Annotated in this window: 10 protein-coding genes and 3 pseudogenes; 9 read left to right on the forward strand and 4 right to left on the reverse strand. The window is 67.4% G+C overall.

What is annotated here, in order from left to right; translation table 11 throughout:
* The first annotated feature begins 9 nt into the window (after window positions 1–9).
* Entirely contained in the window at window positions 10–711 is a 702-nt protein-coding gene (locus tag AB5J56_RS02460) for a FadR/GntR family transcriptional regulator (protein ID WP_369229530.1), read from the forward strand.
* A 93-nt stretch (window positions 712–804) separates the two neighbouring features.
* On the opposite strand, the gene AB5J56_RS02465 is transcribed toward AB5J56_RS02460, so the two are convergent.
* On the reverse strand, window positions 805–3,573 hold the full coding sequence (locus AB5J56_RS02465; RefSeq protein ID WP_369229532.1) for a galactosylceramidase: 2,769 nt from the start codon (window positions 3,571–3,573) through the stop codon (window positions 805–807).
* Window positions 3,574–3,706: 133 nt separating this feature from the next.
* The gene (locus AB5J56_RS02470; RefSeq protein ID WP_369229534.1) at window positions 3,707–6,244 is read right to left on the reverse strand and encodes an RICIN domain-containing protein; all 2,538 of its coding nucleotides are present in this window, start codon (window positions 6,242–6,244) and stop codon (window positions 3,707–3,709) included.
* Between the two features lie 659 nt (window positions 6,245–6,903).
* Between AB5J56_RS02470 and AB5J56_RS02475 the strand changes: the two genes are divergently transcribed.
* The 6 genes and pseudogenes from AB5J56_RS02475 (at window position 6,904) to AB5J56_RS02500 (ending at window position 15,762) form a co-directional block, all read left to right on the forward strand.
* A complete protein-coding gene (locus AB5J56_RS02475) occupies window positions 6,904–9,132 on the forward strand; it encodes an alpha-L-fucosidase (RefSeq protein WP_369229536.1) in 2,229 nt (742 codons plus the stop codon).
* Window positions 9,133–9,289: 157 nt separating this feature from the next.
* A complete protein-coding gene (locus tag AB5J56_RS02480) occupies window positions 9,290–10,897 on the forward strand; it encodes an arabinofuranosidase catalytic domain-containing protein (RefSeq protein ID WP_369229538.1) in 1,608 nt (535 codons plus the stop codon).
* A gap of 71 nt (window positions 10,898–10,968) precedes the next feature.
* Window positions 10,969–12,525 carry a ricin-type beta-trefoil lectin domain protein gene (locus AB5J56_RS02485; RefSeq protein ID WP_369229540.1) on the forward strand — a complete coding sequence of 519 codons (1,557 nt, stop codon included), beginning with the start codon at window positions 10,969–10,971 and terminating at the stop codon, window positions 12,523–12,525.
* 205 nt (window positions 12,526–12,730) lie between these two features.
* The gene (locus tag AB5J56_RS02490) at window positions 12,731–14,296 is read left to right on the forward strand and encodes a ricin-type beta-trefoil lectin domain protein (protein WP_369229542.1); all 1,566 of its coding nucleotides are present in this window, start codon (window positions 12,731–12,733) and stop codon (window positions 14,294–14,296) included.
* Between the two features lie 453 nt (window positions 14,297–14,749).
* Window positions 14,750–15,067, forward strand: a complete 318-nt coding sequence (locus AB5J56_RS02495; RefSeq protein WP_369229544.1) for a winged helix-turn-helix domain-containing protein — start codon at window positions 14,750–14,752, stop codon at window positions 15,065–15,067.
* A gap of 218 nt (window positions 15,068–15,285) precedes the next feature.
* A pseudogene (locus AB5J56_RS02500) lies at window positions 15,286–15,762 on the forward strand (transposase).
* Between the two features lie 745 nt (window positions 15,763–16,507).
* Here the strand turns inward: AB5J56_RS02500 and AB5J56_RS02505 are convergent.
* Window positions 16,508–17,206: pseudogene (locus tag AB5J56_RS02505) on the reverse strand (RNA-guided endonuclease InsQ/TnpB family protein); the annotation flags it as partial.
* 262 nt (window positions 17,207–17,468) lie between these two features.
* Window positions 17,469–17,719 (reverse strand): annotated as a pseudogene (locus AB5J56_RS02510) (hypothetical protein); the annotation flags it as partial.
* A gap of 144 nt (window positions 17,720–17,863) precedes the next feature.
* On the opposite strand from AB5J56_RS02510, the gene AB5J56_RS02515 reads away from it, so the two are divergent.
* Both AB5J56_RS02515 and AB5J56_RS02520 read left to right on the forward strand, forming a co-directional pair.
* The gene (locus AB5J56_RS02515) at window positions 17,864–19,303 is read left to right on the forward strand and encodes a M1 family metallopeptidase (RefSeq protein ID WP_369229546.1); all 1,440 of its coding nucleotides are present in this window, start codon (window positions 17,864–17,866) and stop codon (window positions 19,301–19,303) included.
* 194 nt (window positions 19,304–19,497) lie between these two features.
* Window positions 19,498–19,863 carry a hypothetical protein gene (locus AB5J56_RS02520; RefSeq protein WP_369229548.1) on the forward strand — a complete coding sequence of 122 codons (366 nt, stop codon included), beginning with the start codon at window positions 19,498–19,500 and terminating at the stop codon, window positions 19,861–19,863.
* Window positions 19,864–20,098 lie beyond the last annotated feature (235 nt).

Genomic DNA, 20,098 nt, shown 5'->3' on the forward strand with positions numbered 1-20,098 from the left:
GGCACGCTCGTGGCACTGACGGACGAGGCGATCGACAAGATCAAGGCGATGATCGTCGACGGCGAACTCGCGCCCGGCTCACGGCTGCCCAAGGAGGAGATCCTCGCCGGACAGCTCGGCCTGTCCCGGAATTCGCTGCGCGAAGCGGTCCGGGCGCTGACCGCCATGCGGATCCTGATAACCCGTCAGGGCGACGGAACGTACGTCTCCAGCCTCGAGCCCCATCTCCTGCTGGAAAGCCTCTCCTTCGCCGCAGACGTCTCGCACGGCCATACGGCTCTGCAGTTGCTCCAGGTACGACGGCTGCTCGAACCGCAGGCGACCGGGCAGGCCGCCGCGCTACTGAAGGAGGAGGACCTCAAGGAACTGCGCAACATCCTCAACCGGTCCCGGACCGTCGCCACGGTGGAGGAGTTCGTCGCCCACGACATCGCCTTCCACCTCAGGATCGTCGAAGCGGTCGGCAACCCCGTGCTGTCGCTGCTGCTGCAAGTGCTCTCCACCCGCACGCAGCGTGTCCGCATCGTCCGCGGCAGCCAGACCAGACAGGCCCTGAACAACGCCCATCAGGACCACGAGCAGATCCTCGACGCGCTTCAGTCACGCGACGCCCTGCTCGCCGCCGCTGCGGCGACCGTCCACATCACGGCCGTTGAGCAGTGGTTGGCCGCCAGTCTGACCGACGACCCGATGCAGGTCATCGACGACTGACCGCCCGCTTCCCCGCCGCCACCGCCGCCATCCGGTCTCTCCCTCTCAGGCCCCGACCGGGTGGCGGCGGGCCATACCCGCGCCGCACGGAATCTAGGTGATGACCGCGTCGGCGACTGAGGCCCAACTGCCCTTGGATGCGGCGTTCTTGGTGCCGGTGACCGTGACCTTGAGGGTATGGCTCGCCGTCGGGTCGAGGTTGTTGGCGGTGAAGACCGGCGCGGTCACGCCCTGCGTCGCATTGCGGTACAGGTCCACCGAGGTCGCCGCGCCGCCGTCGACCGAGACCGTCACGATCCCCTGGCTGTCGTAGACGATGGAATCCAGCGTCACACCGCTTCCCCTGAAGCTCAGGGTGGCGGTGTCGCCCGCGGTGTCGGACCAGGTGTTACCGCCGCCGCTGGGCCACGACCCGGCGTACTGCCACTGGTCGACGCCGCTGCCGGTGGTGCTGTACGGGATGGTCTGCGGCGTCCCGACGACGGCGGAGGCGACTGAGGCCCAACTGCCCTTGGACGCAGAGTTCTTGGTGCCGGTGACCGTGACCTTGAGGGTATGGCTCGCCGTCGGGTCGAGGTTGTTGGCGGTGAAGACCGGCGCGGTCACGCCCTGCGTCGCATTGCGGTACAGGTCCACCGAGGTCGCCGCGCCGCCGTCGACCGAGACCGTCACGATCCCCTGGCTGTCGTAGACGACAGAGTCCAGTGCTACGTAGCTTCCCTTGAAGGTCAGGGTCGCGGTGTCGCCTGAGGTGTCGGACCAGGTGTTGCCGCCGCCGCTGGACCAGGACCCGGAGTACTGCCACTGGTCGACGCCGCTGCCGGTGGTGCTGTAGGGAACGGTCACGGTCTGTGGTGTGCCGCCCGACAGCGGCGTGACCGCCAGGTTGGCGAACTGGTCGCCGGCCGTGTAGTGGCCGGTGAAGAGTGCGACTTTACCGGCGCCGTACGCGGTGTCGGTGACCGTGGCGACCTTCGTACCGTCGATGGCGGCTGTGATCGTCGAACCGCTGAAGCCCAGCGTGAGGTGGTGCCAGGTGCCCAGTCCCGCCGCGCCCGATGCCGTGCCGCTCGCGAGCGTCACCACGTTGTCCGAGAAGTCGGAACGCGTGACGGACCACGCGCCGGAATCGCTCAGCGCGAACCAGTAGCCCTTCACATGGGTCGGGTCCTCTCCCGCGTTCCACTGCTCCCCGGCGCTCTGCTGACGGCCCGCGATGCCCACTGATCCGGCGGCCTTGTTCATCACGTCCGCGGAGACCTGGTAGTTGGTCCAGTTGCCGTTGCCGCCGGCCGTGTAGGGACGCGTGTCGCCGTTGAAGAAGCCCCATTCCAGCGGCCGGGCCGGTGTCTCCTGCTGGACGCAGTTCCCGGAGCGCCCCACGCACGGCTGCACGTCGAACGCGCCCTCCATCGTGCCGAGATATCGGGGCTGGCTGCCACGAGCTGCCGAGCTGAAGTCGTCGCTGTACGGCAGCGTCAGGTCCGCCGCCGCCGGGCTGACCGCGGTCCCCTTGCCCTGGCCTGTCGTGGTGGTGAAGGAATAGGACCGGTCCGGCTGCAAGGTCACCGTGAAGTTCCCCGAACCGTCCGGCGTGACATCCTGATTCCGGGCGAACCACGTGGCCGAATCACTCGACGCCAGGTTGGTCGACCAGATGTGCACCGTTCCCGTTGACAGCCCGCCGCCCACGTTGAACGTCACCGTCTGCGGGCCGGAGGCCCTCGTGGTCTCGACGATGGTGGACCAGTCGTGGTTGTTCGGCGACTTCAGCGATACGTAGCTGCCCTGCGTGTAGGAGGATCCGCCCAGGTAGCCGGAGCCGCCGTCGAGGTACTTCCAGCCCGGCTGCGCGAACTGGGTGGTGTGTGCCATCGCCCAGGTCGACAGACCCACGTCGTAGGTGCCCGACCAGGGCCGGTCCGCCCTGATCAGCCCCTGACCGACGAAGGACACATCGGGGTAGGCGCTTGCCACGATCGGCCAGTTGATGTTCGCGACCATCTTGCCCTGGAGGTAGACCAGGTTGTCCGTGCGCGCCATCGGCGCTCCGCCGGCCTGGTAGTCCAGCGTTCCGTTCTCGCTGGCCCACAGCGGCAGTCCGAGCCCCTGGGCTGTCGGCGTGCTGGTGCACTGGGTGTAGGAGCTGGACCCGTTGTAGGGGGAGCACGGGTAGTGGTTGCCGACCTTCGCGGTGGCTGCCTTGAACGCCGGGTTGTTCGCCAGCCCGTCCGCCGTCGACCAGCCCGAGTCGTTCGCGTCGGCGGCCACGATCCGCACGCTGCCGTAGCCGTTGTTGTCGAGGGCGCTGCGCAGCTGCGAAAACCAGCTCGCGTCGTAGCTGTGCTCGTTCCAGCCGCCCATATAACTGATCGTCAGGCCGTGCTGCTTCGCGCACCCCAGCCAGTCCAGGACGTACTGGATCCCGCCTGCGTTGTAGAAGGTCGATCCCACCCACGCGGGAGCGGACCAGGTCAGCCCGTACAGTTTGATGCCGGGATTGCGCTGCACCGCTTGCTGCGCCAGCCAGAATTCATATCCCGCGTCGCAGTTGATGTTGCCTTTGGTCTCCTCGATGGACGGTTCCGCGCCCGAGGTCGAGTTTCCCGAACCGCCGGTTTCCAGTTTGAGGATCTGCACCTGCGCCCCGTACCCGGGCTTGAACAGGTAGTCCAGAATCTGACTCTGCTGGCCCGGAGGGTAGTCCGCCAGCAGACGGCTGTTCCCGCCGCCTCCGCTGATCGCGCCTTCACCGTCGAACGTCATTCCCGACGACGATCCGTTCACCGTGATGGTCGTGGTCGATGCGGCGACCGCCTGCGTCGCGGACGTTCCGACCAGGAGCGCGGCCGCCAGTGCCATGACGGTCAACCCTGCCGACCATCGGCGCCGCGCCCTCATGGGCCAACGGTTTCCTGCCATCAACGTCCTCCTGAGGTCCACATTCGTTTCTGACGGGCGGTGCCCGTGGCTCGGGCACGGAGGCGCTGCGGCGTCAGCCGAAAGCCCATTTCTGGTTGGATCCGCCGTTGCAGGTCCACAGTTGGACCAGGGCGCCGTTGGCTGTGGACGCTCCGCTGACGTCCAGGCAGAGCCCGCTCTGCGCCCCGGTGATGGTGCCGTTGGAGTTGAGGTTCCACTGCTGGTTGGTCTGGCTGTTGCACGGCCAGGTGATCACCTTCGTGCCCGGGCTGTTCGAGCCGCCGTCGGCGTCCAGGCACAGCTGCGAGCTGCCGCTGTACACCGTCAACTGGCCACCCGAGGAGACATGGGCGAAGATCTGGTTGGCTCCGCCGTGGCAGTCCCAGATCTCCAGTTGCGTCCCCTGCGCGGTGGACCATCCCGGCACGTCGAGACACTTTCCGGCGCCCACGGCGTGCACCTCGCCGGCGGGTGCTGTGTTCGGCCAGGTCACCCGGGGCGGGGTGGGGGCGCCGGGCACGCCGAAGGTGTCCATGGGGAAGTTCGCGAAGCCCAGGCCCAGGGCAGGCGAGGTGGCGGCGACGGTGTAGTCCAGCAGGGCGGGATCGGTCCACGGGTTGCCGTGGGTGAACTGCGGGTCGGCGGTCCGGGAATGCAGGTCTTCTCCGTCGGCCGACCAGCTGCCGTCCAGACCGGTCACCGGGTTGCCGTTGTTCCAGAACACGTTGTGGTCGGCGAGATACTTGGCGTTGGCCGGATCGCTGAGGGTCAGACTGTAGGGCTGTGCCGCCAGCGTGATGTTGTGCTCGATCACATCACCGTTGTCGGCGTGGGAGACCTGCTCGTAGAGCGACCCGTTGACAAGGATGTTGTTGCTGACGGTGCGGTAGAAACCGTCGCGCAGCTTGATGCCGGCGTTCAGCAGCAGGTTGTTGGTCAGCTTGTAGTTGGTGGAGCCGTCGTCCAGGTCCAGATCCCACTGGGAGTTGTGCCAGATCCGGTTGTGGTCGATCACGTTCGGGGATACGACGTCCAGCAAGGCGTACCGCTTCTGGACCGAGTCGCCGCCACTGAGCGGCCAGAACCGGTCTCTGCCCCACATGTTGATCGGACCGTGGTCGCTGGTCTCCTTCACGCAGTCGAAGAGGTCGTTGTCCTGGATCAGATCCCCGCCCCACGTACCGTCGTTGATGTTGACGCAGGAGCGTGGGCTGCCATGAATGGTGTTGCCCAGAACCCTGATGTTCTGGCTCATCGAGATGTTCACCCCCGCGCTCTGCTTCTCGAAGCGCCCGTTGTGCGACATCTGGTTGCCGGAGACGGTGATGTTGCGCGGGTAGTCCTGGGTCTTCGGGCCGGGCGTGGTGTCGTCCAGGGTGGTGACCTGGTGGGACCAGGTGGACAGATCACGGACGGCGGCCCGGGAGCCTACGGTCTGCACGTCGCTGGCGCCGTCGTCGGTGAAGGTGCTGCCCGACACCACGTTGCCGTCGTTGTAGCCGTCCATGAACACGCCATTGCCGCCGAGCTGGTCGAAGGCGGACTTGGTGACGGTGATGCCCTGGGCGTTCTTGGTGTAGAAGGCACCGGTGCGCGCCACAGCCCAGTCGCCCAGTTGAAGGCCCTCGTAGGCGTGGTCGAACAGGGTGCGGTGGGTGGCGGTGAAGGTGAAACCGCTGAAGGTGATGTCGTGGACCGGGTCGGTGTTCGAGGAGCCCTGCAGGTGGACCAGTTCGTCCGCCTCGGCTGTCTGGACGGCCGCGTTCGGCAGGTCGGTACCGGACGGCGGGTAGTAGTACAGGGTGCCCGCGGCAGAGTCGTAGTGCCACTCACCGGGAGCGTCGAGCTCTTCCAGCACGTTCTCGACCATCACATGGCCCGAGTTCAGCGGCTGAGCCTGGTTGGGGCACGCCTCTTGGCGGTTGTTGTCGCCCGTCCAGGACAGCCCTAGTGTGCCGTCCGAGTTCAGGCCGGTGACCTTGAAGGAGGCGCCGCCCCAGCTGTTGCAGTGCAGGGCGCGCAGATAGGCCAGGGCCGGGTGCTTCCAGTTCCGGGCGCGGGCCTGCACGGTGGCCAGATCGGTGTAGCCGTCGAGGATCGGCTGGGAGGGGTCCACGTTCGGGTAGCGTGCGAGCGCCTGACGCCGGCCGTTGACGAACAGGCCGTCCATGGTGATCCCGGACCCGATCTGAGCGGTGAACACCCCGGGCCGGCTCGCATCCGGCGACCACGCGGGTTGCAGCTTCCTGCCACCGGCGAGGACCACCTTTACTCCTGGAGCAGCCTGCCACAGCACCGGCGAGCCCGATCTCCCGGAGTCGGCCGGGCCGAACGTCAACGCCGAGGGCAGCTCATAAGTCCCGCCCGCGGCCTGCACACTCGGCACGACGTTCGCCGAAAGTGCCTGCCGGACCTTCGTCTGCGCCGCCTGCAGGGTCCGTAACGGCGCTCCAGCGCTGGTCCCCGCGTTGGCGTCGCTTCCGTCCGGGGCGACGTAATAGGTCTGGTTCGTCGCGGCGTTCGCCGCAGGTGCCCACAACAGACCGGCGAGGGAGAGGACGGCGGCCGCCAAGACCGTCCTGGGGCGCAGGAACAACGATGATCTGGACACGATGGCGTCCCTCAGTTGTAGGTGCGGCCGCGAGCGGCCGTACGGCACGTTCCGTCTGCGGAGAAGACGAGACGGCCCAGTCGGACGCGTCCCGCCCTGCCGCGGCTGCTCAGGCCGGTGCCACCTCGCCGCACGACCGGTCGACCTCATCACCATGGCCACCGCACCCAATCAAGATGACGCACAATCAAACGCGAGAATCAGGGAACTGCTTCAGAAGCGCACAGTCAAGAGTCTCGACACCCCTCTCCGTAACAACGGCATAGGCATCGAGCCACGAACGCATGAGTGAGCGACACATCCCATGTGTGCGCCTGTAGTTGCGCACGCCCCTCTTGACCGACTGGTTCGATGGGGGCAAGCTCTCACGGGTCCTCAGTGAGCCGATCAGAGGGCCTACCGTGCGGGCCGCCGGGCACCCCTCGCAGAATTCATCCCATCTATCGCCGTCGTAATCGCCCCCATTTCGGCGAACGTCCCGTCGGCAAGCAATGCAGCGCGACAACCAGAATCGAACATAAGACAACATGGCAGCACAAGAATGAGGGGGCGTCAACGAGAGCCCTCACCGCCTGAACTGACCGTCCGGGACGTCCCGTCTGACCGTCCGGGACGTCCGTCTCCTAGATCCTCCACGTGAATCGACGAAGGGTTCCGCTATGGCGATCAGCAGACGTGTGTTCCTGTCGAGTGCCGCCGGTGTCGTCGCCGCCGTGACGGCGGATCTCACACTCGGTACGACGAGGGCGCTGGCGGCTCCGTCGTCGTACTCGCCCACATGGGCGTCGGTTGACCAGCACCCGGCAGCGCCGGAGTGGTTCCAGGACGCGAAGTTCGGGATCTACTTCCACTGGGGTGCCTTCAGCGTCCCGGCCTACGACAACGAGTGGTACCCGCGGAACATGTACATCCCGGGCCTGGGCGCCAACAGCCACCACGTCGCCACCTACGGCGACCCCTCGGTATGGCCGTACAACAACTTCCTCGACGGGGCCCGCGACAAGGCGGGCAACTGGGTTCAGTTCGCGCCCAAACTGGTCTCACAGGGCGGCAGATTCGACCCGGACGCCTGGGCCCAGCTGTTCGTGGACGCGGGCGCGAAGTTCGCCGGACCGGTCTCCGAACACCACGACGGATTCTCGATGTGGAACAGCTCGGCCAACGAGTGGAACTCCGTCAAGCACGGGCCGGGTCTGAACCTGCTGGCACTGTTCCGCGACGCCATCAGGGGCAAGGGCCTGAAACTGCTGGTGGCCATGCACCACGCGTTCAACTTCAACGGCTACTACGACCACGTGCCCGCCCAGCCGACCACCAGTCTGAAGAAGCTGTACGGGCAGCTCGACACCGCCGCGGAGAACCAGCTGTGGTTCGACAAGCTCAAGGAGGTCGTGGACCTGGCGCAGCCGGACATCCTGTGGGAGGACTTCGACCTGAGCCTGGTCGACGAGACCCAGCGGCTGAACTTCCTGTCCTACTACTACAACCAGGCCATCTCCTGGAACAAAGAAGTCGTGGCCACCTACAAGGACGGCTACAACAACAACGGCGAGATGTTCGACTACGAACGCGGTGGACCGGCCGACATCACGAGCCCGTACTGGCTGACCGACGACAGCGTCAGCAACTCCAGTTGGTGCTACACCGTCGGCATCGGCTACTACTCCACCGCCCAGATGGTGCACGCGCTGATCGACCGGATCAGCAAGAACGGCAACATGCTGCTCAACATCGCCCCCATGGCCGACGGCACCATCCCCCAGGGACAGAAGGACGTCCTGCTCGCCATCGGCGACCACCTCAAGCGGTTCGGCGAGTCCCTGTACGCCACCCGCGCCTGGACCGCCTACGGCGAAGGCCCGACCAAAATGGGCGGAGGCTCCTTCACCGAACCCGTGGCCGGGACGAACAAGGACTTCCGGTTCACCCATAACAAGGCCAACAACGTCCTGTACGCGACGGTCCTGGGCTGGCCCGGCAGCTCCACGACGATCACCACCCTGGCGAGCGGACGCATCGACCTCGGGGCACTGACGTCCGTGCAGTTACTGAATACCAACAGCGGCACGTACATCAACCTGCCCACCCCCACGCAGAGCAGCGACGGCCTGCACATCGCCCTTCCGTCGTCCTCGGCTCCGTTCAGCGCCCTCGCGTACGTGCTGAAGTTCACCTTCTCCGGCCGGATACCCGACCTCAGCGGCAACGCCGTCGCCACCGCGTACAGCGATGTCTGGTACGGAGGCACGGCGGCCAGGCTCGTGCTGGGCAGCCACACCGCCGCGCAACTGCAGAGCGCCGGCCTTGCGGCGCGCACCATCTCCTCCTTCCGGATACCCGCCGGCTACAAGGTGATCGGCTACTCCGGAGACGACTTCTCCGGCACAGCCTGGACTTTCACCGCCGACAACGCCGACCTGCGCGACACCAGTAACAACGACGCCATCACCTCTCTGAAGGTGATCTTCAACCCGGCCACGTACTTCCGCGTCACCAACGTCACCGACGGCCTGGCCCTGGACAGCGGCGGCAACGTCGCCTCCGGCAGCAACCTCAAGCAGTGGACCCCGGGCGACAGCCCGAACCTCCAGTGGCAGGCCGTCGACCTGGGCAACGGCTACTACCGTCTGGTCAACCGCACCAACGGCATGGTCGCCGACGGCTGGGGCTCCACCACCAACGGGGCGCCGGCCCAGCAGACCTCCTGGAACGGCGGCAACAACCAGCAGTGGCAGATCACCGACCGCGGCAACGGCCAGTACAGCATCGCCAACCGCACCACCGGCCTGGTCCTCGACGGCGGCGGCCAGGTCGCCTCCGGCTCCGTCACCAAACAGTGGACCTGGAACGGCAGCACCAACCTCCAATGGACCTTCACCGCCCAGTGACCTGTGCGGGCCGGGAGCGGACGGTGCAGCCCGCCCCGGCCCCGTTTCGGGCCGGACCTCTCCGCGACAGGACGGCGAGGCAGCCCCCTTACGCGGAAGACGCATCAGCGCCAACACACCGTGGGCCGGCGTGCCCTTCGACAGTGAGGCATACGCAATGAGAAGAGCATCCACGGACGACCCCCTGGCGTCCGAGCCCGGCGGTGCCCATCAGTGGACGATGGCGGCGCGGCGCCGTATCAGACGGAACGCGGCACAGGACCCGACCCGCTGTGGTCCCGACGCGGTCCCAGCTCGCCGTCGGGCGGACGTATGGACCCGCGTCGGGGCCGCAGCCGTGCTCGTCGGTGGTGTGCTGGTCGGCGCCACGACCTCAGCCGGCACGGCACAGGCAGCGGGCTCGCTTCCGTGTGACCTGTACGCCTCGGGCGGCACGCCCTGCGTGGCCGCGCACAGCACCACGCGCGCGCTGTCCTCCTCGTACAACGGGCCGCTGTACCAGGTCCAGCGCGCCTCGGACAAAGCCACCCGGGACATCGGCGTCCTGTCCACGGGCGGCTACGCGGACGCGGCCGCGCAGGACTCGTTCTGCGCGGGCACGACCTGCGAGATCAGCGTGATCTACGACCAGTCCGGCCGCGGCAACCACCTCACCCGGGCTCCTATCGGCACGTTCAACGGCCCGGGCCCCGGCGGAGCCGACGCCCTCGCGGACGCCACCGCCGCCCCGATCACCGTCGCCGGCCACAAGGCCTACGGCGTCTACGTCTCCCCCGGCACCGGCTACCGCAACAACCACACCAACGGGATCGCCACCGGCGACCAACCCGAGGGCATGTACGCCATCTTCGACGGCAGCCACTACAACGGCGGCTGCTGCTTCGACTACGGCAACGCCGAGACCACCAACCACGACGACGGCAACGGCACCATGGAGGCCATCTACTTCGGCAACATCCGGGCCTGGGGCACCGGCGCGGGCAGCGGCCCGTGGATCATGGCCGACATGGAGAACGGGCTGTTCTCCGGGGTGAACACGGGCTACAACGCCAACGACCCTACGATCAGCAACCGGTTCACCACCGCGATCGTCAAGGGAGAGTCCAACCACTGGGCGATCCGCGGCGGCGACGCCCGCTCCGGCGGCCTGTCGACCTTCTACGACGGCGTACGCCCCAACGCCGCCGGCTACAACCCGATGAAGAAGCAGGGCGCCGTCCTCCTCGGCATCGGCGGCGACAACAGCAACAGCTCCGCCGGCACCTTCTACGAAGGCGTCATGACCTCCGGCTACCCCTCGAACTCCACTGAGGACGCCGTCCAGTCCAACATCACCTCCGTCGGCTACGCCGCCTCCTCCACCGCGACGAACACGGGCGAGTTGCACGCGGTGGGCGCCGGCAAGTGCCTTGACGTGCCGGGATGGTCCACCACGGGGGGCACCCAACTGCAGACCTGGGACTGCAACGGCGGGGCGAACCAGATCTTCACGCACACATCATCGAACGAGTTGACGGTCTACTCGGGCTCCTCGCAGTTGTGCCTGGACGCCGCCGGCTACGGAAGTTCGCCGGGCACCAAGGTGCAGACCTACGCGTGCAACGGACAGGCCAACCAACAGTGGAAGGTCAACTCCGACGGCACCATCACCGGAGTCGCGTCCGGACTCTGCCTGGACGTCACCGGAGGCTCCACCGCCAACGGCGCCCTGGCCGAGCTGTGGACCTGCAACGGCGGAAGCAACCAGAAATGGACCCTGGGCTGATCCCACGGCGTACCCGGCCAACGTGTACCAGCCGGCAGTGCGATTCCTTCCCAACCTCGCAAGGAGCCTTAGTGAACAGCACGACAATGAGCCTGTTTCGCCACCGGGAAGGTCCCGGGAGCGACGAGCGGGCGCATGCTCCAGTCGGCTCGGAAAGCCGACAGGGAAGCGGACGCGGACGCCTCCGTACCGCCCGGCGCCTCATCGCCGGCTCTGCAACCCTGGCGCTGCTGGGACTGCTGACCGGCGGCGTCGCCCAGGCCGCGTCAGCTGCGCCGGCCGCCCAGGCGGCGAACACCAGCCAGTTCCGCGGAGTGAACTGGGCAGATCCCAACGACAACTTCGTCACCAGCCCGAACACCCCCATCGGCCTGTCGACGTCGGACGACTACCCCACCGTGTACAAGAAGTCCACGGCCATCCTCAAGGGCTTCCAGAACCTCGGGGCCAACACCGTCCGCATGGGATTCAACCCGGCGACCACCTCGGGAAGCTGGTGGAGCAACTACAGCGCGGCGCTGGACGCCGCCACCGCACTGGGCATGAAGGTCATCGTCGCTCCCTGGCTGCAGAACGGGAAGGTCAGCGACACCGCGTCCTTCTACCAGATGTGGGACACGATGATCAACAAGTACGGAGGGCACTCCAACTTCTACTTCAACATCATGAACGAGCCCCACACCTACACCGCCACCGAGCTGACCAACTTCGAAGCCGACTGGCTGGCGCACTACCCCAGCCTCCCCCGTGACCACGTGATCGTCCCCGGCCTGGGTGACGACATGAGTCTGTGTGCCGTCGGCGCCGACTCCCGGCTTTCCGGCACCCTGCTGTCCATCCACACCTACAGCATGTTCGGAATCTGGCACAACACCGAGGCCGACTGGGTCAAGGAGTTCACCAACAACCTGTGCGGCTACGCCGACCGCGCCATCGTGACCGAGTTCGGCGACCCGATGACCACCGGCGTCAACTACAACGGCCCCAAGGACGGCACCAACAACATCTCGTACCTCTACGCCATCACCGACACCGCACGCAGCCTCGGCATCGGAACCGTCCTGTGGACCGGCATCAAGGAAGCCAACCAGACACAGGGCCCCGGGTACTGCGACAACGTCTCCTGCGCCATCACCTCCCTCAAGGGCAGCGGCACCGACCTGTCCGTGACCGTCACCAACCAGTCCGGCCTCGACCGCTTCCAGTGGGGCTGGGGCACGGGCACCAACCCCGGAGGGGGCACGGGCAACGTACTGCGCGGCGCCGGCTCCAACCGCTGCCTGGACGTGCCCGGCGCGAGCACCACCAACGGCGTGCAGACCCAGATCTACGACTGCAACAGCGGCACCAACCAGCAGTGGACCCAGACCTCCGCCAAGGAGCTGCGGGTCTACGGCAACAAGTGCCTGGACGCCGACCAGTGGGGGACCTCCCCGGGTACCAAGGTCACCATCTGGGACTGCACCGGCGGCAGCAACCAGCAGTGGAACGTCAACAGCGACGGCACCGTCACCGGCGTCCACTCCGGACTGTGCCTAGACGTCAAGGACACCTCCACCACCAACGGCGCCCTCGTCCAGCTGTGGACCTGCAACGGCGGCACCAACCAGAAATGGAGCCGCCAGTAACGAGGAAGAAGTCGCGCCGGGGGCTCGGTGGAGACCCCGGCACGGTTGTGCCCGTACCCGGCACGGATCTTCGAGGCGTCCTCACCAACCAGCGCTGCCGCTGCCGGGACGGCCTTTCACTGCCACCGACCGGTATCCGCATCCGGCGTTGTAAGCGCTGACATGCGCTGCACTGCGATTCCCCCAACCTCGCAAGGAGAACTTCGTGAACAGCACGACAATGGGCCTGTTTCACCACAGGGAACACCCAGGGAACGGTGAGCAGGCGAACGCTCCCGCCGACTTGGAAAACAGGCAGGGCAGCGGACGCAGACGCCTCCGTACCGCCCGGCGCCTCATCGCCGGCTCCGCGACCCTGGCGCTGCTGGGACTACTGACCGGCGGCGTCGCCCATGCCGCGTCACCTGCGCCGGCCGCCGAGGCGGCGGCGAATACCAGCCAGTTCCGGGGAGTGAACTGGGCAGATCCCAACGACAACTTCATCACCGGCCCGAACGTCCCCGTCGGCCTGTCGACTTCGGACGACTACGCCACCGTGTACAAGAAGTCCACGGCCATCCTCAAGGGCTTCCAGAACCTCGGGGCCAACACCGTCCGCATGGGATTCAACGCGGCGACCACCTCGGGATCCTGGTGGGGCAGCTACACCGGGACGCTGGACGCCGCCACCGCACTGGGCATGAAGGTCATCGTCGCTCCCTGGCTGCAGAACGGGAAGGTCAGCGACACCGCGTCCTTCTACCAGATGTGGGACACGATGATCAACAAGTACGGCACGAAGAGCAACTTCTACTTCGACATCATGAACGAGCCCTGGGCGTACAACGCCACCGACCTGCCGAACTTCGAAGCCGACTGGCTGGCGCACTACCCCAGCCTCCCCCGTGACCACGTGATCGTCCCCGGCCAGTGGGGCGACGCGAGTCTGTGCGGTATCGGTGCCGACTCCCGGCTGTCCGGCACCCTGCTGTCCATCCACACCTACAGCATGTTCGGCGTCTCCCACAGCACCGAGGCCGACTGGGTCAAGGAGTTCACCGACAACCTGTGCGGCTACGCCGACCGCGCCGTGGTGACCGAGTTCGGCGACCCGATGACCACCGGCGTCGACTACAACGGCCCCAAGGACGGCACCAACAACAGATCCTTCCTCTACGCCATCACCGACACCGCACGCAGCCTCGGCATCGGAACCGTCCTGTGGACCGGCGTCAAGGAAGCCGGCCAGACCCAGGGCCCCGGCCCGTGCGACAACGCCTCCTGCGCCATCACCTCCCTCAACGGCAGCGGCACCAACCTGTCCCTGACCGTCACCAACCAGTCCGGACTCGACCGCCTCCAGTGGGGCTGGGGCACGGGCACCAACCCCGGAGGCGGAAGCGGCACCGGCACCGCACTGCGCGGCGCCGGCTCCAACCGCTGCCTGGACGTGCCCGGCGCGAGCACCACCAACGGCGTGCAGACCCAGATCTGGGACTGCAACGGCGGCACCAACCAGCAGTGGAACTCCACCTCCGCCAAGGAACTGCGGGTCTACGGCAACAAGTGCCTGGACGCCGCCAGCTTCGGGACCTCCCCGGGCACCAAGGTCGCCATCTATGACTGCAACGGCGGCAGCAACCAGCAGTGGAACCTCAACAGCGACGGCACCATCACCGGCGTCCAGTCCGGGCTGTGCCTGGACGTCTCCGGAGCCTCCACCGCCAACGGCGCCCTCGTCCAGCTGTGGACCTGCAACGGCGGCACCAACCAGAAATGGAACAAGCAGTAGCGAGGAAGAAAACGTGCCGGGGGTTCGGTGAGCCCCCGGCACGGTTGGACCGATGGACTCGCTGAACAGCGCGAGCAGAACGAGACGGAGCAGGACCACGCCCAGGTCGACCAGGTGTTGCCGACCGCCGGAGGGCGAAGTCACAACGACATCGCAGGCGCCGGAGGCGGCGAAGCCGAAGTCGCGGCACTGATGTAGCGCGAGGGACTGGCCTGGTCGGTGCTGTCCGTGGACTACCAGCGCGTCAGGGCGGCAGCCCAGGCAGCCCCGTGCGGCGGCTCGCCGGCAGCGGGAGCAAAATCTGTCTGGAGATCTTCAATGGCTGGGGTTACGTGGAATCGTGACGGTTGTCGTAGGCCGCGCTATGCCGGAGGGATGAGGTATCCCGATGGCGGTGGGCTGACGGCCGAGGAGCGGGCTCGGCGTGAGCAAGTCTGGCTAGCGGCTGCTGACTTGATCGAGGCGGAGGCCAGTGACCGGGAGATGGCCCGGCGGTTTCGGGTGACCCGGATGTCGGCGAATCGCTGGCGCCAGGCCTTGGCCACGGGTGGCCGCCAGGCTCTGGTCTCCAAGGGGCCTGGTGGTGCCCGCTGCAATCTCGATGCCGGACAACTGCGTACTTTGGAGTCGGTGTTGGAGGCCGGTCCGGCCGCGTGTGGCTGGAGTGACCAGTGCTGGACGTTGGCCCGTATCGGCGAGGTTGTGCGCCGCCGGTTCGGGGCTGAGTACACCCTGGCCGGGCTGGATCTGCTGCTGCACCGCATCGGCTGAAGCGTGCAGGTCCCAGTCCGGAAGGCCACAGAGCGGGACGAGTCGAAGATTGCCGCCTGGAAGGACGAGCAGTGGCCCGTCATAAAAAGTTGGTGGCGGACTTGGGCGCCTGGGTCTGCTTCCAGGACGAGGCAGGTCAGGACCTGAGGCCGCCCAAGGGCCGCCGTGGCCACACCTCGGTCGTGAAGGTCACCGCCGCGGGCACCAAACGGGTCTCGATGGCGGCGCTGATCTGCACCAAGGCCGGCCGTCGGCCACGGCTGATCTACCGCATTCACCTGAATCGCGGCCCCGCCTAGGGCCGACGCAAAGGCTTCACTGAGACTGACTACGCCCGCCTGCTGGATGCCGCTCACCAGCAGCTCGGCGGCCCCATCGTCTTGGTCTGGGACAATTTGAACACGCACGTCAGCCACACGATGCGACGGCTGATCGCCGCACGATTATGGCTGACCGTCTACCAGTTGCCGCCGTACGCTCCAGAGTTCAACCCGGTCGAGGGCGTGTGGTCGCACCTGAAGAGGTCCCTGGCCAACCTCACCAAACACAGGCTCGACCAGCTCACCGCGCTGGTGAAGACCCGGCTGAAACGGATGCAGTACCGACCCCACCTCATCGAGGGGCTCATCGCCAAGACCGGACTCGACCTCCAACCGCCCCAGCCTCAGCCATTGAAGATCTCTAGAGGGTGCTAGGGGGCAGCAGGTGCGGGGCGCGTGCACCGAGGATGCCGAAGACCTCCTCCTTCGCCAGGCTGCACAGTTCCGCCAGGAAGGCGGGGTCCACGTGGCCCTCCCTGGCCCAGATTCCGGCGAGGGACTCGGCGCAGAGCTGGGCCAAGTCGCTGCGGAAGTCCCCCGCCCGGATGGCCCGGATCAGGGCCGCCTCAACGAACGGACCGGAGAGGAACTCCAGATCCGACGCCGCGTCGTCTTGCTCGTCCTCGCGCGCCGTGGGGTCTTCGATGAGGCGCACGAGCAGAACCGCGCGCTCCTCGTCCGGGATCTCCGGATCGCTCCACACCGGGCCCGGCGACGAGACCGCCGCCGAGTCCTCATCCGCACTGCGGGGCCGCTCCTTCCCGAACAGCCTCACCAGCCAGTTCCTCATCAACAGATCCTCGATCCCGTCCACAATGCCCTCGCCGATCCCGCTGCCGACCGGCCTGCCGAAGGAGCCGACCTCCGCGCCCGCGAGCCCGGCCGCCAGGCTGGCCCGTCGTGGATCGCTGTCTGCGTGCGCTCGCCGCTCGGTGCGGCCGCCACATCGTAGACGTCGGAGGCGGCGGTCGCCGAGATCAGCAACCTGCCGCCGACCTTGGCGGTCGACCTTGCCAGATCGATGGCTCGGCGCGGCACCCACGACCCGTCCAAGGGGATGTGCTCCTTCGTAGCCCGAGCCGTTAAAGATCTCTAGAGATGGCTGCTGGTCGCGGCGCACCCGCGGGAACCGGGACAGTGCCCGCTGCGCGGCTTCGAGCTTCGCGGCCGCCTTCCGGCCGTGACGCGGGTTGGGCACGAACTCGCCGTTCGAGTCGGCGAGGAAGTTGGCGATTCCCAAGTCGATGCCGGCCACGGACCCGGTCGCGGGCAGCGGCTGCAGCTCGGTCTGCTCGGCAGTGAGGATCACGTACCAGCGCTTGCCCTCACGCTAGACCGAGACGGTCTTGACCCTGCCGGCCACCGGGCGATGCTGGTGGACCTTGACGTGCCCGACGCCCTGGAAACGGACACGGGTCACGGGGTCGTGCGGGGTGGAGTCCCACCGGCAGCCGTCCCCGTCCTTGGGGAAGTCCACCGTGTCGAACCAGTACACCCCACGAAAACGCGGATAGCCGGGCGCCTCACCTGACTTGACCCGACGGAAGAACGCGGCGAATGCCTTGTCGAGACGGCGAAGCGTGGCCTGCTGAGACGAGAACGACCAGCGGCCCTGCCGTTCCGGGTCGAACGCCCGGATGCCCTTGAGCTGCGCGGACTGCTACCCGTACCTGACGCTCGTCCTCGAGGTGTGCCGGTAGGCGCCGCGGCGCTCCTGCAACGCGCCGTTGTAGAGCGAGCAGCGATCGGCCAGCATCGCGCCGAGGGCCTGCACCTGGCAGACGGTGGGCCGCAGGAGGAACTTGTACGCACGGATCACCCAGCCCCCCTCGTTCCCGGTGTGATCAACCTAGCGGAGGCCACTGACAACGCAGCGAACAGCGGACTCCGGCGCTTCGCGCCTCCGGGCCGTGGATGCGTTTCCCTCCCCGGCTGAAGCCGGGGATACCCACGCAAGATCAGGGATGGTGTACTTCGATGGACTGGTGACGGACCGCGGTACGCGCCCGATCTGCTGCCGCCGTTGGTCGCCGAGCACGCGGCGCACTCGTACCGGGACGACTCCACGCTGACCTTCCATCATCGGAGCCCTGCTGCTGGGCCTGGAGCCGGGCGAGCTCGCGCAGGCAGCTGCTGAGCTGCTCGTAGCGCAGGGCCCGGGCGTGGGCGGCGTCGTCCCAGCCGGCCGACTCGGCCGCCAGCGTGACGACTCCGTCGTGGCAGCCTTGAGATCCTCCCCCGCGTGCAGCGCACGGGCGCGGGTCAGGCGCAGCTGAGCGACGAGCCGGTCGTCCAACTCGCCTGCGGCGACGTCCGGTTCGGCCAGCAGGGAGAACAAGGGCCGTAGGGGGCCTTCTGCGCAGGCATGGCTGCCGCACGGACCTCGTCGCGACGACGTCTCTGCCCCGCGCCCCGGCGATTTCAGATCCGCTCAAGTCCGTTCTCTCGTTGGTGTGTTGTGGCAGTATCGGCTGGCATGTCGCCGTCAATCGCGTGGCCGCCTCTGCCCCGTCGTCGTCTGTTCCTCGTGCTCCTCGTGCTCCTCGTGCTCCTCGTGCTCCTCGTGCTCCTCGTGCTCCTCGTGCTGCTCGTTGCGCTCGGCGCCGGTGTGAGCAATGCTCGCGCGGTGACCGGGCCGGGGGTGTCCAGGGCCGCGGCGACGCCCGATCGCGCGCGCTACGACGTGGTGCTGCGCTCCGACGCTGACGGCAGTCACTGGACGGGACGGCAGCGGGTGTCGTTCCGCAACGCGTCGGAGAGGCCCTTGCGTGAGGTGTACCTACGGCTGTGGGGGAACGGCGAGGACAAGTGCGGCACGCCCGGCGCCCCCTCCCCCGTCACCGTGTCAAACGTACGTGGCGGCACACCAGGGCCTCTCACCGTGGAGTGCACGGCCCTGCGCATCGCCCTGCCGAAGCCGCTCGCGCACGGCGAGCGGACATCCGTCGCCTTCGATGTCTCCATCACCGTGCCCGACCACAATGCCCGCTTCGGCCGCGAGGGCGCCTACCGCTTCCTCGGCAACGCGCTGCCGGTGCTCGCCGTGCACGACGCGAAGGGGTGGCACCTCGACCCGTACGTGGCACTCGGTGAGAGCTTCTACGCACTGACGGGCGATTTTCGGGTCCGTCTCGATCACCCGTCGGCGCTGCAAGTGCCCGCGAGCGGTCGCACCCGCACCTTCCCCGGCGGCCCGGGCCGTACGGTCACCCTCAGCGTCGGGCACCGGATGCGGGACTTCGCGTGGGCCGCGGGCCCGTTCCGCACGGCGACGCAGACCACACCCGGGGGCGTGCGCGTGAAGTCGTACTGGGCGCCCGGCACCTCAGCTGCGGGCGTGCGCTCGACGCGCACGGACGCCGTCGCCGCGGTCGACCGGTTCAGCCGGGAGTTCGGCCGCTATCCGTACGGCGAGATCGACCTCGTGATGACCAGCGGGTTCGGCGGCGGCATGGAATACCCCGGCCTCGTCCTGCTGGGCACCACCGACGAGGGCAGCGCCGTCGTCCACGAGGTGGCGCACCAGTGGTGGTACGGCATCGTCGGCAACGACGAGTACACCTCGCCGTGGCTGGACGAGAGCTTCGCCCAGTACGCCAACGCCCGCTTCTACGGCTGGGAGACCAGCGACTGCTGGTCGGACGTCGACTGGCCCGACGACAGCACCGCACTCACCGCGTCGATGGCCTACTGGTCCCAGCACCGCGGCGAGTACCACCTCATCTACACGGCCGGGTCCTGCGCCCTGGCCGACCTGGAACGTACCCTCGGCGCCGACGCCATGGCACGGCTCCTCAAGCAGTACGCCCACGACCACTGGTACGGCGTCTCCACCACCGCCGACTTCAAGAAGGCCGCCCAGTCCATGACCATCCAGGATCTTGGCCCCTTCTGGGAGACCCACCACATCCGCTGAGGGAGCACTCAGCGCAGCTCGAGCCGCACCAGGATGGCGGCGTGCCCGCCGGTCGGTCAGCCCGCCGAGCGCACCGGACTGCGAACATCGGTCCACCTCCAGTGAATCCCGCGTCTACTGGGCGATGACCGCCGTGATGACGCGCCGCCTGACCGACACCTCCACCCCGAGCTGGCGCGAGGTGCAGGCGGCGCGTGAACGTGCAACTGCTGCTCGACAACCTCGCCGAGCAGGAACAGCAGATCGCTGCCGAGGCCGAAAAGCTGCGGGGCCGGATCGAGGAACTGACCGGGCAGATCGGCGAGTTGGACCGGCAGCTCGAGGAGCTGAAGATCACCCGCAAGACCCGTGATGGCCTCGCGGGTGAGATCGCCCATCTTGAGTCCGGCCTGCCGAACAACCCGGCCTACCAGCAGGTCCTCAAGCGCTTCGTCGAGCTCGGCCTCTTCGCCGAGACCGAGCCCCGCCCGTTCGCTCACCACCCCCGTGAAACGTCGATAACCCCACGAACAGCTCACCTCACGCAAGCCAACACCAGAAACGGACATCAACCTACGTAACGCCGACGTACGCGCCAGGTTGTTCGCTGGCCGACGCTGTCGCCGGATTTGAGCCGCTCCCCGAGGGAAGCCTGTGGCCTCTGGTCGGAGGGTTGGCTGGAGCACTGCAGGACATCACGGCGCCGGCGTCAGGACCGCCGCAGTCCTGCTGGGCACCGTCGGCGACGGCACCGCTACTTCGGACCCGCACTGACGAGCCCTCACGTTTCATCCCCAAAAACGACGCCGTCGACCA

It is taken from the genome of Streptomyces sp. R21, assembly GCF_041051975.1.
Taxonomy (GTDB): domain Bacteria; phylum Actinomycetota; class Actinomycetes; order Streptomycetales; family Streptomycetaceae; genus Streptomyces.

Bases quoted from the DNA above. Each gene is read 5' to 3' on its own strand.
- AB5J56_RS02465 (WP_369229532.1), bottom strand. From the start codon at position 3,573: ATGGCACTGGCGGCCGCGCTCCTGGTCGGAACGTCCGCGACGCAGGCG.
- AB5J56_RS02515 (WP_369229546.1), top strand. From the start codon at position 17,864: ATGTCGCCGTCAATCGCGTGGCCGCCTCTGCCCCGTCGTCGTCTGTTC.
- AB5J56_RS02475 (WP_369229536.1), top strand. From the start codon at position 6,904: ATGGCGATCAGCAGACGTGTGTTCCTGTCGAGTGCCGCCGGTGTCGTC.
- AB5J56_RS02480 (WP_369229538.1), top strand. From the start codon at position 9,290: ATGAGAAGAGCATCCACGGACGACCCCCTGGCGTCCGAGCCCGGCGGT.